The organism is Salmonella enterica subsp. enterica serovar Typhimurium str. LT2, assembly GCF_000006945.2.
Lineage (GTDB): Bacteria > Pseudomonadota > Gammaproteobacteria > Enterobacterales > Enterobacteriaceae > Salmonella > Salmonella enterica.
This window is the reverse complement of the sequence record NC_003197.2, coordinates 2,823,198-2,839,106: the sequence shown is the minus strand read 5'-3', so window position 1 is coordinate 2,839,106 and position 15,909 is coordinate 2,823,198. Positions and strand designations below refer to the sequence as shown.

Sequence of the window (15,909 nt, the reverse complement as noted above, 5' to 3'; positions counted from 1 at the left end):
AATATCACCGCTTGTTGCCCCGAACGTCGTGGCGTTCGGGGCTTTTTTATCAACCGCTGGTTATCAGGTGGTTGTTCTGCAACAGATCATTTAGCGTGAGCTGCACATTCTCCAGAGTGACAAGGTCGGTTGATTTAAACGCGCTGCCGGTGCCGTCGCGATCGACGGATATCACCGTATTGGCGCCGCTGGTATGAACCTGAACAAAGTTACCCAGCGTCGCCGCCTGGTGATCCCAGCCGGTCAGCAGTTCGTGGATATCGATCTTGTCGCCCTGCGCGGTAGAGAAGTTTTGCCAGCGATCGACGCCGTTGCCGCCGGTCGCGTCCGCGCCGTTTAACAGGTGGTAAATCAGCGTATCGCCATAGGCGGAGCCGATGAGAACATCGTTTTGGTTGGTACTGACGATTTGTGGCGCCATATCAATGGTCAATGTGGCGCTATCCGTATGACCCATCTTGTCATCCAGTTGATAGGTAAAGACCTCTTTACTGGTGATGGACGACATCGCGACGCCATTATTCAGGGTGTAGGTGTAAGCGCCATCAAGGTTAATTTGCAATGTGCCGTAATGTCCCTGAATCGTGGCGCTGGTGGTATTCGCCGCGGCGTCCAGCGTGGCGGCGCTGCCGTTATACCCGCTAATGCTCAGGCGGGTATTCACCGTATTAAGCTGATCCATCGCCCCCGCCGCGTCGCTGCCGTCAAAAATATTGCCGAGAACGGTATGCGTTCCGGACGTTTCAAAATTATCCAGATCGACGGTGGTGCCGATGACGCGTGGCGTGATCGTCGCCGCCCCGGCCAGGGTATTGGTGCCGGTAAAGTTAAGCGTGTACGTTCCGGCATCCAGCTCCAGGCCGCTCAGGTTAACGGTCACCGTCGCGCTGCCCAGCGTGATATTCGCCACCGGAACGGTTCCGTTGCGTATGACGGTCCCGTTCTCCTGAATGGCCCAGCTAATATTCAGATTGCCCAGCGTAATGAGCGTGGAGACATCAAAAACCAGTGACGCGCCTTTAAGTACGGTGCCCGTTGCAACGTCAAAGGTGCCGCTCCCGCTGCCCGATTTGCCGAGTAGCCCCCAACTGGCGCTGCCGACGCTGGAGTCCAGCCAGGCAGCGGTATCCTGAAGCGTGGCGACGCTGAGGGTATCGCTGACATCATTAATCGCATCCAGCGCCCTGGCGGTTGGCGTGATATTGAGCGAGGCCGTATCGGTATCGCCGTTTGGCGCTTTGACCGTATAGATAAAGCTGTCCGGCGTTTTAATGCTGTCGGCGCCGACGCCGTTCTTCAGCGTGTAGGTATAGTTGCCTCTTGCGTCAATGATGAGCGAGCCATACAGCCCGTTTACCTCCGTTGTGCCGGTCGCCGCAATCGCCACGCCGTTTACTTCAGTGAGGAGGGCGTCCGTAGGGACGACATCATTGGTCAGTACGTTGCCGGTGGTGTTGGCGGTGATACTGTCAACGGCATAGGTGTGGTCCTGGGAAATCGCCAACGTATAGCCAGTGAGGACGCTAATGCCGCTGGCGGTATTCAGCACGAACAAGTATTCGCCGCCAGGCAACGTCAGGGTCAGCGGCTGGGACTGTCCGGCTAACAGCAGGGTGTTAATCCAGCCCTTTTGAACCCGGAACTGCTCATATTGTTGAATGGCATCGTTGAAGCGATAAACGTACAGATCGAACGTGGAAACCAGTGAGACGCCGCCGACGGTTCCCTGTAACGTCATGGTTCGCGTAGCGCCTTCTTCAACGTTAAAGATGATCGGATTAGTCATATCATCAAGCAGATTCGCGTTCAGTACATTACCAAGTCCGACGCTTAATACCGTGACGCCGCTTTGTGTCGAGGGGCCGTTGTTGACGTAGCTAACGTGAGTATCAAAGACCAGCGAGGCGTTATTGTCTGTCGCTATCACGCTGCCCGGTACAGGCGCGGGACCCAAATTAATAACCAGTTGCGCGGCGCTGCTACCGACGCCATTCTGGGTGATGGTGTAGGTGAAGCTCTCTTTATGTCCGTATCCCGCCGTGGGCTTAGTCAGCGTGTAGGTGTAACTGCCATCCTGATTAATGTGCAGCGTGCCGTATTGCCCCAGGATATCCACGCCGCCCGCGCCGACCGGCGTACTGACGCCGTTGGCGTTGGTGATGGCGGTGACCGTGGTGCCCGTCGGCGCGGTATCATCAGCCATGACGTTGCCGGTACTGATGGTTGGCCCGCTAATAATACCTGCGCTGGTCTGGTGTACATCGACATCCAGGCTGGTATATGACCCGGTAGCGAGCAGACTGGTGTTATAAGTGAGTACCCGGTACTGGCCTTCGCCCAGGCCGCTCAGGTTCAGGGTAACGCCGCTCCCGGTCAGGGTAAGCAAATTCGCGAAGTCGCCAACGGCGGTGTTGACGATCGTCGTCCAGGCGCCGAGGCTGGTGTCGTAGCGCTGTACCACAATCTCCTGAGTACTGAGCAGCGAAAGCACGATTCCCGTTGCGGCGGCATCGATGGTGACGTCGCCCGTACCACCTTCAGCAATGGTGAACTCAACCTGAGCGGTATCGTTACCCAAAACCGAGGCGACATTGCCAAGCGCGCCAACCAGCAGCAGGCCGTAATCCGAATAGTTTTGCGTGCTGGTGACGGCGGTAGAGGTCAGATCAAGACTGGTTATGTTATCCCTTGCCGCCAGCGGCAGAACCGGCGCGGTAATGCCTAACGTGCCAGAGGCGTTACCCGCAGCGTCAGTCGCCGTCACGTTAATGAGTTGACCTTCAATTTGTTTTGTCGGCAAGGTGAGAGACCATGCGCCGTTGCTGCCAGCGGTGGTGGTGAGCGTCACGCCCCCCGTCAGCGTGACGGTTACGGTGCTGTTTGCCTCTGCCAGCCCGGAAAGTGAACCGCCATCGGCGCTGAGCGTACCTGACGGCGTACCGGGCGCCAGCGTATCGACAATCACCGTCGCGGCGGTGGAGACGCTGCCTGTACCGTTGGCGTTAGTCGCGGTGGCGGTGAAGGCGTGGCTGCCTTCGGTCAAATTGCCTGTCGGGGTAAAGCTCCAGTTTCCGCTGGCGTTCGCCGTGGTGGTGCCGAGCAGCGCCCCGTTGTTATAAATGCTCACCGTGGCGCCCGCCTGAGCGGTACCATTCAATGTGGGTTGTGCGTCATTAGTGACCTGGCCGTTGGCGATAGCGCCGGTATAAATACCCACATCATCCACTACGTTGGTGATGATCGGTGCTTCCGGCACGCGCGTATCGGGCGCGGTAAATCCGGCGGCAATGCCTGTGTTGCCTGCTTTATCCTGGGCAAATGCCAGTAGCGGCTGACCATTGGTCTGCGCGGGCGTGAGTGTGGCGGTGAAGCTGCCTGTACCGTCGGCGGTGGCGGTTCCCAGTACCACACCAGTCTCAGAGGTAATCGTCACTGTACTGCCTGCTTCCGCGGTGCCCGTCACGCGATTACCGGTAGCATTGATGACCAGGTTGCCGGGCGCGCCGGGCGCAATGGTATCCACGATAATCGTTATCGATGGCGAAGCGGCGCTAACGTTGCCAGCCGCATCGGCGGCGCTAACGCTATAGGCGTGACTTCCCTGGCCGAGCGCGGCGGTTGGCGTCCAGCTCCAGTTGCCGCTGGCATTGGCGTTCACGGTCGCGACCAGCGCGCCATTATCGAAGATGCTTACCGCGCTGTTGGCTTCCGCAGTACCGTTGAGCGTCGGCTGTGTGTCGTTGGTCGATTGTCCATTGCCAATGGCACCGGTGTTGTTCGGGACATCATCAACGATGCTGGTTATAAGCGGAACCGTTGGCGCAAGGGTATCGACCACGATAGTAAAACCGCTGGTGGCCGGGCTAACGTTGCCTGCCGGGTCGGTGGCGGTCACTGTTAATGTGCGCGTGCCGTCGTTTAACCCTGTCGTCGGCGTGAAGCTCCACGCGCCGCTCGCGTTAGCCGAGGTGACGCCAAGCAGAGTGTCGCCATCATAGATACTGACCACGCTGCCCGCTTCGGCAGTGCCGTTCAGCGTGGGGCGGTTATCATTGGTTATCTGACCATTAGCGAGATTTCCTGTGACCCCACCCGCGACGTCATCCACCACGGACGTCAGGATTGGCGTTTGCGGCGCGGTGGTATCGACCGTCAGGGTGAAAGCCGTACTGTTCGGGCTGCTGTTTCCTGCGGCATCGGTGGCGACGGCGGTGATGACGTGCGTTCCGCTTGCCAGCGTTGAGGTGGAGACGCTCCACGCGCCGTCAGGCTGAGCCGTTGTCGTGCCAATGACCGTACCATTTTCATAGAGCGTGATCGTGGCGCCGGCTTCTGCGGTGCCGCTGAAGGTTGGCGTAGGATCGTTGGTATTTTGGCCGTTCGCGATCGTGCCGAGGCCTGGCGCCTGATCGTCACTGACTGATGTGATTACCGGCGTCAGCGGCGGCGTAGTATCGACGACGAAATTAACGCTGTCCGAAACGGGGCTGGCGTTGCCTGCGGCATCAACGGCAATGACGGTAATTACATGGTTGCCCGTCGCCAGCGAGGCGTCGGGCGTGTAGCGCCAGCTACTGCTATTGTCGGCGGGAATTTCAGCCAGCAGCGTGCCGTTATCGTAGAGACGAATAGTTGTGTTGGTTTCACGGGTGCCGCTAATGACAGGGCGCGCCTCGTCTGTGATCTGTCCTGAACTCAGATTGCCGGTAATGGGGCCCGTACCGTCGTAGACCGTATCAATAACAGGCGCGGCGGGAGCCGTGGTATCAATAGTAAACGAGCGTATTTCGGACGCGGCGCTGGTATTGCCTGCCGCATCGGTTGCTGTCGCCGTCAGGTTCCAGACGCCCGCGCCCAGCGAGGTAGACGGTGTAAAGCTCCAGCTACCGTTGGCCTGAACTTGCGCCGTGCCGACCAGCGCGCTGCCATTATAAATCGAGATGGTTGTACCCGCCTCACCGGTACCCGAGAGTGTTGGTCGGGTTTCGTTCGTCGAGCCGCCGTTGGGGACGATGCCCGTTACCGGCGCCGTATTGTCTGCCACGCTGGCGATAACCGGCGCGGCGGGCGGTGTGGCGTCAATCGTCAGCACAAATCCGCTGGACACCGCGCTGCTATTACCCGCCGGATCGGTGGCGCTAAGGGTGAACGTGTGGCTACCGTTTGCAAGCGGCGTCTGCGGCGTGAAACTCCACGTGCCGTCGCTATTCACCGTCGTGGTACCGATGGACGCGGGATTACCGTCAAGATAGACATTAATCGTCGCGCCTGCCTCTCCGCGCCCGTTCAGGGTGGGCGTCGCATCGTTCGTTAGCTGCCCGCTAACCAGGTTGCCGGTAATTCCGGGCTGGTCATCCACGACGGAGGTGAGAACCGGGATCGCCGGAGGCGTAATATCGACCACGATCGTCCACGGCGCGGAGACCGCGCTGGTATTGCCCGCCGGATCGGTAGCGCTAACCGTCAGATTATGGCTTCCCTCTGACAAATTGCGGGGCACCGGGAAGGTCCAGCTACCGTTTTCGCCTACCTGAGCCGTGCCAAGCGGCGTACCGTTATCAAAAATGGTGATTGTCGCGCCAGGTTCGCCAGTTCCGTTCAGTATTGGCTGCCGATCGTCGGTGGATTGCCCCGGTAACACCGGAACGGTCGGTTGATTGTTATCGTCAATCACGGAGGTGATAACCGGCACATCTGGCGCCTGCGCGTCAATGTTCAGCGTAAAGCCGTCCGAAGGCTGGCCGCTATTGCCGGCGGGATCGGTCGCTACGGCGGTAAAGATGTGCGCGTTGCTCTCCAGCGGCGCGTTCGGGGTGAAGCGCCAGTTGCCGCTTTGATCTACCGTGGCGGAACCGATTTCTACGCCGTTATCCAGAATGCGGATCGTGGCGCCAGCTTCTCCCGTTCCGTTGAGCGTCGGGCGTGAATCATTGGTGAGCGCGCCGTTATCCAGCGTACCGGTCATGCCGGGGACATCATCCGTTGCGCTGGTAATAACCGGTTGCGCCGGCGCGCTAAGATCGACAGTGATCCCGACCGGTGCGGACAGGCCGCCCGGGCCATTCGCATTGGTTGCCTGGACGGTGAAGTAATGTGTGCTTTCGCTTAATGGCGTCGCGATCTCAAAGATCCAGTTCCCGCTGGCGTCAACGGTGGCAAAGCCTGCCGAATCGCCATCAATGAAAACTTCAACGGTAGAGCCGATATCCGTGGTGCCGCGCAGCGTCGGCGTGGTGTCGTCCGTGGCGCCGCCCGCCGCAATATTCCCCTGTACGCTCCCGACATCATCTTCAATCGCCGTGATGGCCGGGACGGCGGGCAGACCGCTGTCGGAAGCGGGAAAATTCGTAGCCGGGCCGTTATTCCCCGCGCGATCGATAGCAATTGCCGTCAGCGTACCGCCATCGGTTTGCGCCGGACTGAGCGTAACGACGAATTCACCGGTGCCATTAGCGACAGCGCTGCCGACCAGGGTGCCATCGATATGATGAATTTCAACGGTAGCGTAAGGGTCGGCAATTCCGGCGACGCGCGTGCCATCGTCATCCACCGTCTGGACTGTTGGCGCGGGCGGGGCGGTGATATCCACGGTAATAGTGATCGGCTGGGTTTGCGCCGTGGTATTTCCAGCATCGTCAGTCGCGCTGAAGGTTAGCGCATGGCTGGCTTCTGATAATTCGGGCGTATTGAATGTCCAGACCCCGTCGGTGACGAGCGCCGTCCCTATTGCCACGCCATTGTCGTAAATCGTGACGGTGCTGCCGTTTTCGCCGCTGCCGTTAATAGTCAGCGTCCGATCGTTAGTAAAGGCGCCATCGGTTAATGGCCCGGTCACTGGTGCAACATCGTCAAGGATTTCATTGACGACGGGCGGCTGCAACGGAACGGTGTCGACGGTGAAGGTAAAGCTGTTCGATACGCCGCTGCTGTTTCCGGCGGCATCGGCGGCAATGGCAGTCAGGGTGTAGACGCCATCCGGCAACGCGCTGGTCACCGGCAGCGTCCAGGTGCCGGTCTCATCGACGGTGACTACGCCTAAAACGCTGCTGCCATTATAGAGCGTAATAATGCTGCCGATGTCGCCAGTGCCGTGAATGACCGGTGTATTGTCGTCAGTGGTTGCGCCGCTGACAATAGTATCCTGGACTTCGCCGACGTTATCTTCGGCAAAAGTGATAACCGGATTGGCGGGCGCAGTGGTGTCTAGCGTAAAAGTGACTGAGGCGGAAGGTGGACTGATATTGCCCGCTCTATCGGTTTCCGTGACGGTAATGGTATAGGTTTCTGGCGTCAGTGCCGCAGGCGTAAAGTTCCAGCTACCGTTATCGCCTACCGTTGTGCGACCAATTTCACTGCCATTATTGTAGAGAATTATCGTGCTGCCGATCTCTCCCGTGCCGCTGAAGGTCGGCGTGGTATCGTTCGTTGCGCCATTATTGCCGATGTTGCCAATAACCGGCGCGACGTTATCGCTGATTAGCGGCGCGTCAGGCTGCGCTGGAGGCTGGGTATCAAGGGTAACGGAGAAAACGCCGGAGGTCGGGCTACTATTGCCTGCGGCATCCGTGGCGGTGGCCGTCAGGATGTTTAACCCTTCGCTCAGATTACGGGTTAGCGGATAGGTCCAGCTACCCTGTGGATTGACCTGGACGGTAGCCAGTTCTACGCCGTTATTGTACAGGGTGATGATGGTGCCGGGTTCGCCGGTGCCGCTGAGGGTCGGCATACGCTGATTGGTAATACTGCCGTTTGCCAGTAGCACCTCGCCTTCTCCGCCGGTGATGGCGGCTGACACGATCTGCGGCGCATCCGGCGCCTGGGTATCGATGCGTAGGGTAAAGCTGATGGATTCGGGACTTTCGTTCCCCGCCGGATCGTTGGCGCGAGCGGTCAGAAGGTGGTCGCCGTCGCCCAGCGCGGCAGGCGGCGTAAACTGCCAGCGCCCGTCCGTGCCGACCAGCGCCTGACCTATGGCATTGCCATTATCGTAAAGGATGATTGTGTCGCCTGCGGTGCCGCTACCGCTCAACCGGGGCTGGGATTCCTGGGTAATCTGATTGGTATCAATCGTATTTCCGTCGCCGTCAGCTACGCCGATAACGCCGGGGGCGGCAGGGGCCTGGGTATCAATGGTAATCGTAAAATCGGTCGAAAAAGGCGTGGTGTTGCCGTTACTGTCGCTGGCCGTCACGGTAAAGGTGTAGGTGTCGTCCGCCAGTGGCGAGGCCGTGGTGTAAGCGTAGCTCCAGACGCCGGAATTACCGACGATAATATCTGCTATCCGGGCGCCATTCTGATACAGGTGTACTGTGGAACCCGGTTCACCTGTACCATTAATCGTTGGCGTGCTGTCGTTAGTGAGCCCCAGATGCGCGACGCTACCGAGAATACCCGGCGCATCATCTGTAATGAAGGTGATTACCGGTTGCTGCGGCGATTGCGTATCGACCACCAGGTCGAATGACGCGGCCTGACTGGCATTGCCTTTAGCGTCGGTTGCGATTACGGTCAGTCGATGCGCGCCTTCACCTAAATTTTGCGACGGCGTAAACGTCCAGGCACCGTTGGGCTGTAGCGTGGCGAGTCCCAGTGAAAAGCCGTTATCAAAGACTTCGACACGCGCGCCGGCCTCCGCCGTACCGCTAAGGGTGGGACGGTTGTCGTTGGTGGTTTGTCCGTTAACCAGCGGCCCGGTGAAGCTTTCAACATCGTCCAGTACCTGAGTGATAATGGGCTTATCCGGGGCGGTGATATCGGGCGCTTGCGCTGTGGTTGGCGGGCTGACGTTGTTGGCGCTGTCGGTGGCGGTGACGGTAACCTGTTCGCCGTTGGTCTGTGCGGGGACGAGGGGAAGGGTAAAATGACCTTCGCCATCTGCTTTGCCGCTGCCAAGCGGCTTGCCGTCCGGCGTGGCGATCGTGATGGCGCTACCCGGTTCGGCGGTGCCGCTGATACTGGTGCCATCCTCACTAATTACCACGTTTTTCGGCATTTCTGGCGCGGTACTGTCCGGCGCGATAACCGTCGCGGCGGCGCTTTCGTTTTTCGCGACATCGGTGGCGGTAGCGATAAGTGCCTGGCCGTTAGTCTGCGCCGTATTCAGCGGAACGATAAATTGTCCGTTGCCATTAGCGACGGCGCTGCCAAGTACGGTGTTGCTACTGTCGCGGATAGTGACCGTTGCCCCGGCTTCCGCCTGACCGCTTACGGACAGACCGTCGGTCGCCACGGTAAGACCGTCCGGTGCCGCAGGCGCAGTTTTATCCGGCGCGTTCAGCGTTTCTACCGGACCGCTATTCGCGGCTTTATCGGTAACGCTAATGCTTAATGTTTCGCCGTTAATTTTCGCCGGGCTAATACCTATTGAGAAGGTACCGTCGTCGCCTGCCGTTCCACTCCCGAGCGTATTTCCCAGGCTGTCTTTGATAACCACAGTACTGCCAGCTTCCGTAGTGCCGGTGAGTCTGTCGCCGACGTCGCTAACCGCCAGGCCTTCCAGCACCGGCGGCTGCGTGTCGATATCAATGGTAAAGGAGACGGACTGCCCGCTGGTGCCGCGATCGTTGGTCGCGGTAGCGGTAAAGACATGGTCGCCATCGGCAAGCGCCAGCGAGGGGGTAAAGCTCCATTTGCCGTCAGCGTCAGCGACAATGGGCGGAAAGGTCGCTACAGGAAAGCCATTATCGTTAATCGATATCGTACTGCCTGGTTCAGCAGTACCGCTGAGGGTTGGGCGGTTATCATCTGTGGCATCGCCATTTTTCAGCAGCCCGGTAACGGCGCCAGCGTCATCCGTCACGGTAAGGATAGTCGGCTGGGCAGGATACTGTGAGTCAGAAGCGGTAAACTCCGTGGCGGGGCCGATGTTACCGACGGCGTCCTGAATACGCGCTTCCAGACGCTCGCCGTGGGTCTGAGCCGGATTCAGCGTGATGCTGAAGTGGTTATTTTCTCCGGTAATCGTGGAGCCCAGGTAATTTCCCGCCGGGTCATAGATCGACACAGTACTGCCAGCTTCAGCGGTGCCGCTAACGGTTGTGCCGTCTTTCGCAACATTATCAATGATAGCGGCGTCAGGCGGCGTGGTGTCCACAATGATAGTAGGCGTTGTCGTCACGCGGCTCGTGTTTCCGGCTTTGTCGCTTTGTTCGACGGTAAAGGTATGTTCGCCATCGCTTAACGGCGTAGTCGGCGTAAAGGTCCAGCGTCCATTTTCGTCTACGGTAGCGCTGCCGATAACGGTTGAACCTTCTTTAATCGTGATGGTATTGCCTGCGTCTCCCTGCCCGGAAAATAGCGGTTTTGCCTCGTCAGTTCGGTCATTATTCTGTAGCGGCCCGGTGAGCAAACCGGTGTTATCGGCAATCAGTTCAACACGTGGGGCATCGGGGATGAGTGTGTCGATAGTCAGCGTAAAGCGGGCTGATTCGCTACTTTCGCCTTTCACGTTAGTCGCAATGGCGGTGAAATGATTTTCCCCATCCGCTAGCGCGCTGGTAATGGCAAAATGCCAGTTTCCGCTGGTATCAACCGTTGTTGAGCCTATTTCCTGACCATTGGCGTAAATATGGATGACTGTGCCTGCGCTGCCGGTGCCCTCCAGAGTGGGGGTATTGTCGTTCGTAAACTGATTATTGCTCAGCGTGCCGGTGAGGGGAGCGGCATCATCGATAGCGGCGGTGATAACCGGTGTATCGGGGAGAGGAATGTTGGGCGCATCAATGGTTGCCGATGGGCCGGTATTGCCGGCATCGTCAGTCGCGGTCACGGTAAGTTGTTCGCCGCTAATCTGTGGCGCTGTCAGATCAATACTAAATTTACCGTCGCTATCCGCTTTGCCCTCGCCAACGACGTTGCCTGAGGGATCTTTGATGGTAATGGTACTGCCCGCTTCGGCTTGCCCGCTTACCGTTTTTCCGTCCGCTGAAATCAATAATTCGCCGGGAGCGAGAGGCGGGGTAGTATCTACAGGATTACTGCTACCTGGAGTATTGCCGTTGGGGGTACTGCCGCCGGGATTGCTGTTATCAGGGGGATTACCGTCAGGATTGGTGTTATCGGGGGGCGGATTATCGCCATCCGAATGATGGTGGGAATCGCCGCCGCCGGAAGACGCGATAGCGGCAATGCCGCCAGCCGCCACCGCGCCAGCCAGTACCCACGGCCAAACGGCGCCGCCTGCTTCATGGGAAGCGCCAGAAGTGACCAGCAGCTCATTAATATCAGCGATTTGTTCAAAATGTAGCCCGGCTTGCGGATTTTCTACCCACCATAACGTGCCATCGTTTTCCGCCAGTACTAACTGGCTTGCGCCCAGATCGTTGGTAACGTAAAAGTTTTTAATCGTGATCGTTTCGCCGGAATGGAGCCTCACCACCAGATCCTGATTAATGCGCGTAAGTTGACTAATTTCCTCCCGGGCCACTGATAATTTAACAATTGACGGGGCGTTAAGAGTGACCGCTGAGGATTCCACAGTGGTGGAGACGCCAGTCAATTTCGAAACCACGGCGAGTAGACGCATAAATCAGCTCCTGATGGATTTGCTCTGTGTATTAATTAACGGGCACAACGTTCAGGGCAAAATGCGTAGACGAGCCTTCCCGTTCATCGTGAGAGATGAATTTCCGTAGCCATATTCTTTTTTATGAGCGTAGGTGGAGGTCTGGTTTTCTCGCCGAATAACCCTTTGTTTTTTGTGCCTGACTAGTGCTTTCGTATTAGATGATATAGTCAGAAAAAAATCTTTCTGCAAATTAAGATCTATTGATAAAGGTGTTAGTGCGTCTGAAATATAACGGAGTTTGTGTTAAGGAGATGTAGGGTGGGCTAACAATACATGATAATTTTTTATTTATCTTTATGTTTTATAATGAATTTTAATTTTTTCTTCTTTTTCTCTTTTAACATAAAAACAATACTTTTTGTGAAGGTATTCAGCAATATTAAATTTTATAAAAATCATTTGAAGTATTGTGTTATTAGACTATAAAAATTTTTAAACAAAGAATATATTCTTGTTGTGGTATTTATTGCTATTGATAAGCGTCAGACACAGAGAATATATTTTCGAGGCATGCATGAGATATGAACATTGACCAGCTTCATACTGAGAAGCTGGTCACAAAAAATGTCTATTATCGGCCTGCATTTTTCATAATGCGTGCTTTATCCAGTTGCCACTCACGTTCTTTAAGATCGGAACGTTTATCATGTTGTTTTTTACCTTTCGCCACGCCGATCTTCACTTTGCACCAGGCATTTTTCCAGTACAGAGAAAGCGCGACGACAGTATAACCTTCACGATTAATACGGCCATACAGCGAATCAAGCTCACGCTGATTTAACAACAGTTTGCGGGTTCGGGTTGGGTCGCATACAACATGTGTCGAGGCGACCGCCATCGGCGTAAAGTTTGCGCCAAACAGCCAGGCCTCGCCATCTTTGAGGATAACGTAACTGTCGCCGATATTGGCTTTTCCTGCGCGCAGAGATTTTACTTCCCAGCCTTGCAGGGCGAGACCAGCCTCGAACTCTTCTTCGATAAAGTATTCGTGCCGGGCGCGCTTATTCAGCGCGATGGTGGCTGAGCCCGGTTTATGTGCTTTTTTCTTCGTCATAAGTGTCGTGAATTCATAGGTAATCTGATATCGAAAACACCCCATTACGTCCTGATGAGGTGCAAAAATCTATCTTAGCATGAGTTGGGCTATGCACGCACAATTAAGGCATGACGGTTGGGGACAGCATTTTTTTTACTCGCTGATAAGTGGTATTATTTACACGATTTATGTTGATGGGAATTGCTATGCCTCAGATTAGTCGGACTGCTTTAGTCCCCTACAGTGCGGAACAGATGTATCAGTTAGTGAATGACGTGCAATCGTATCCCCAGTTTTTGCCTGGGTGTGTTGGTAGTCGCGTCCTGGAGTCATCGCCAGCACAGATGACGGCGGCTGTTGACGTGTCGAAGGCGGGTATCAGCAAGACGTTTACGACGCGTAATCAGCTAACGCGTAACCAGAGCATTCTGATGCATCTGGTGGATGGCCCCTTTAAAAAGCTGATCGGCGGCTGGAAATTTACCCCGCTCAGCCCCGAGGCGTGCCGTATTGAGTTTCAGCTTGATTTTGAGTTTACCAATAAACTCATTGAGCTGGCGTTTGGTCGTATATTCAAAGAGTTAGCGTCCAACATGGTGCAGGCGTTTACGGTTCGCGCCAAAGAGGTTTACCGTGCCGGATAAACTTGTGGTTGAAGTGGCTTATGCGCTGCCGGAAAAGCAGTATTTGCAGCGCGTAACGCTGGAGGAGGGCGCGACGGTCGAAGAGGCGATTCGCGCTTCCGGCTTGCTGGAATTGCGCACGGATATCGATCTGGCGAAAAATAAAGTAGGTATCTACAGTCGTCCGGTAAAACTCACCGATACGGTGCAGGATGGCGATCGGGTTGAAATTTACCGTCCCTTAATCGCCGATCCAAAAGCATTACGCCGCCAGCGCGCCGAAAAATCGGCTGGTAGATAATTAGCCTCTTTTGCCGGATAACGGTGTGAAAGCCGTACCACACCTGAAGCACAGGCGTGCCTGTAAGCCAGATAAACGTAGCGCCATCAGGCAAATTCGTACCAAATGGCGGGGGAGAGGTTTGCAGGCCTGATGAACGTAACCTCATCAGGCGGTATCACAAAATTACTTCGTCAACGCCGGTTTGTTATCAATATTGGTTAACACGCCGCTGCTGTTAAAGGTGAGCGTCAGAGTCTGCTGCGTCACGTTCTCATGTCCTGGCTGCTGGCGGAAGACATAAAACCAGGTGTTCGTACCAAAAGGATCGGTCATCATCGGCGTGCCTAAAGCATACGCAACCTGTTGTTGCGTCATACCAACACGCACTTTGGCGACATCCGTAGGTGTAAGATAGTTCCCCTGATTGATGTCAGGTCGGTAAACCACTCGCTCCAGAGTGGAACAGCCTGCGGTCAACATCAGGAGTACTGCTGCGGCAGCAGTCAGCGTTTTACAGCGCATAGTGATTGGGTTCCTTTTCGGGCCTGAGCAGTACGTGGCTCATATTAATATGCCGATGATAATAGACCTTTCATCACTTTAAAACCTTTTGCTGTCGGGTCTTACGGCGTTTTTGTTGTGAACTCAGACCTTCGGGAGATAAAAAAGTTTACGCCGCCAGCAGTTCTTTTGCGTTTGCCAGCGTATTACGCGTAACTTCACTTCCTCCCAACAGGCGGGCCAGTTCCTGTAAACGCGCACGTTTATCCAAAGGTTGCATATGGGTTTCGGTCATTGCCCCGTCTGTTTCTTTACTGACAAAGAAGTGCTGGTGACCGCACCCGGCTACCTGTGGCAGGTGAGTGACGCACATCACCTGAGTGGATTCGCCAAGCTGACGCAGGAGTTTACCGACCACGGCGGCGGTTGGGCCGCTGATGCCAACATCGACCTCGTCAAAAATCAGCGCTGGCGTTTCCATTTTGCGCGCGGTAATCACCTGAATAGCCAGCGCAATGCGCGACAGTTCACCGCCAGACGCGACTTTAGCGATAGGCTGCAGCGGCTGACCTGGGTTTGTCGTCACTTTAAACTCCACGCGATCGGCGCCGTCGTTGCTCAGATGATGCTCATCAAATTTCACGTCGATAGTAAACAGACCGTGCGGCATCGAAAGTAAATGCATACTTTCAGTGATCAACTGCCCCAGCTCCTGGGCGTAAAACTGACGCTGTTGATGCAGCGCTTGCGCCGTTTCCAGCGCTTGTTGGTGATGCTTATTAACCGCCAGCGTTAGCGTTTCCAGCGAATCGGCCTGATCGTCGAGCTGCTGCTGTTCTTCGAGCAGTGACTGATAAAGCTGCGGCAGCGCTTCCGGGCTGACGTGATGTTTTCGCGCCAGCGAAATTTGTTTAGCGATGCGCTGTTCAAGCTCAAACAGGCGATTGGGGTCTAAATCCAGACGCTCGCAATAGTGGCGTAATTCATCGCTGGCTTCGGTGAGTTGGATAGTGGCTTCTTCCAGCATATCCAGGATGCCGGAAAGCTTGCTGTCCATACCTACCAGCTCGCTAACCAGTTGTTTTGCGCTATATAACTGGCTTTGCAGGTTAACGTCTTCGCCGTCCGCGAGTAGCGCCAGAGCGTTCTGGCTGGTCGTAAGCAACTGCCCGCTGTTGGCCAGCCGTTTGTACTCTTCGTCAATTTGCTCGAATTCGCCGGCCTGCGGATTAAAGTCGTTCAACTCTTTTAACTGATATTGCAGCAGTTCCGCGCGCGCGGCGCGTTCCTGGCTTTGTTGCTGGTGATGGGCGAGATCGCGGCAGCTTTGATGCCATAATTGGTAGCGAGCAGCCATCTGCTGCGCTAAAGCGGCTTCGTTGGCATAGCTATCCAGCAGCGATTTTTGCTGTTCGGGTTTGGTAAGCTGCTGGTGCGCATGTTGGCCGTGAATTTGAATCAGCAACTGACCGAGCTCGCGCAATTGAGACAGGGGCACAGCGGTGCCGTTAATAAAGCCCCGTGAGCGGCCATCGCTGCTGATAACGCGGCGAAGTAAGCATTCGCGACCTTCTTCAAGCTGGTTTTCTTCCAGCCAGCGCAATGCCGCAGGCGTGTCTTTCAGCGCAAAGCGGGCACACAAATCGGCGCGGGTCGCTCCGGTACGGACCATATCGGCCTCAGCGCGACCGCCCAGACACAGACCCAGGGCATCAATCGCAATAGATTTACCCGCGCCGGTTTCACCAGTAATGACGGTCATTCCGCTCTGAAAATCGATCTCAAGCTCACGAACGATAGCAAAATTGCTGATGGTCAGTTGCGCCAACATAGCTGTTTTCCTGTATGAAAAACCATGACTGTAATTAAATACAGTATAAACTGGTTTTTTATACAGTAA

At 55.8% G+C, this 15,909-nt stretch carries 5 protein-coding genes, 1 pseudogene and 4 other annotated features; of the genes and pseudogenes, 2 read left to right on the top strand and 4 right to left on the bottom strand.

Features of this window, described 5'->3' with window-relative positions:
* Nucleotides 1-49: 49 nt before the first annotated feature.
* Both STM2689 and smpB read right to left on the bottom strand, forming a co-directional pair.
* Nucleotides 50-11,524 (bottom strand): annotated as a pseudogene (locus STM2689) (pseudogene; frameshift; proline/threonine-rich protein).
* A 613-nt stretch (nucleotides 11,525-12,137) separates the two neighbouring features.
* Nucleotides 12,138-12,630, bottom strand: a protein-coding gene (gene smpB, locus STM2688; protein ID NP_461618.1) for a small protein B. Within the gene, nucleotides 12,138-12,620 belong to an annotated coding region; the region does not span the whole gene.
* Nucleotides 12,625-12,630 (bottom strand) — a ribosome-binding site (putative RBS for smpB; RegulonDB:STMS1H002775). It overlaps the preceding gene by 6 nt.
* A gap of 139 nt (nucleotides 12,631-12,769) precedes the next feature.
* Here smpB and yfjG point away from each other — a divergent pair.
* Nucleotides 12,770-13,246: a putative oligoketide cyclase/lipid transport protein gene (gene yfjG, locus STM2687; RefSeq protein ID NP_461617.1), complete on the top strand. Its 477-nt coding sequence runs from the start codon at nucleotides 12,770-12,772 to the stop codon at nucleotides 13,244-13,246.
* Nucleotides 13,226-13,231, top strand: a ribosome-binding site (putative RBS for yfjF; RegulonDB:STMS1H002774). It overlaps the preceding gene by 6 nt.
* Nucleotides 13,226-13,526 (top strand): putative cytoplasmic protein gene (gene yfjF, locus STM2686; RefSeq protein ID NP_461616.1). Within the gene, nucleotides 13,236-13,526 belong to an annotated coding region; the region does not span the whole gene. The genes yfjG and yfjF overlap by 21 nt, the downstream gene beginning before the upstream one ends.
* A 165-nt stretch (nucleotides 13,527-13,691) precedes the next feature.
* Here the strand turns inward: yfjF and smpA are convergent.
* Nucleotides 13,692-14,046, bottom strand: a protein-coding gene (smpA, locus tag STM2685; RefSeq protein NP_461615.1) for a small membrane protein A. Within the gene, nucleotides 13,692-14,030 belong to an annotated coding region; the region does not span the whole gene.
* Nucleotides 14,041-14,046, bottom strand: a ribosome-binding site (putative RBS for smpA; RegulonDB:STMS1H002773). It overlaps the preceding gene by 6 nt.
* 132 nt (nucleotides 14,047-14,178) lie before the next feature.
* Nucleotides 14,179-15,853, bottom strand: a protein-coding gene (recN, locus tag STM2684) for a protein used in recombination and DNA repair (RefSeq protein NP_461614.1). Within the gene, nucleotides 14,179-15,840 belong to an annotated coding region; the region does not span the whole gene.
* Nucleotides 15,848-15,853: a ribosome-binding site (putative RBS for recN; RegulonDB:STMS1H002772), on the bottom strand. (Overlaps the previous gene by 6 nt.)
* Nucleotides 15,854-15,909: the final 56 nt, after the last annotated feature.

Excerpts from the sequence above, each read along its gene's own strand:
- smpA (NP_461615.1), bottom strand. The coding sequence starts at position 14,030 with ATGCGCTGTAAAACGCTGACTGCTGCCGCAGCAGTACTCCTGATGTTG.
- recN (NP_461614.1), bottom strand. The coding sequence starts at position 15,840 with ATGTTGGCGCAACTGACCATCAGCAATTTTGCTATCGTTCGTGAGCTT.
- smpB (NP_461618.1), bottom strand. The coding sequence starts at position 12,620 with ATGACGAAGAAAAAAGCACATAAACCGGGCTCAGCCACCATCGCGCTG.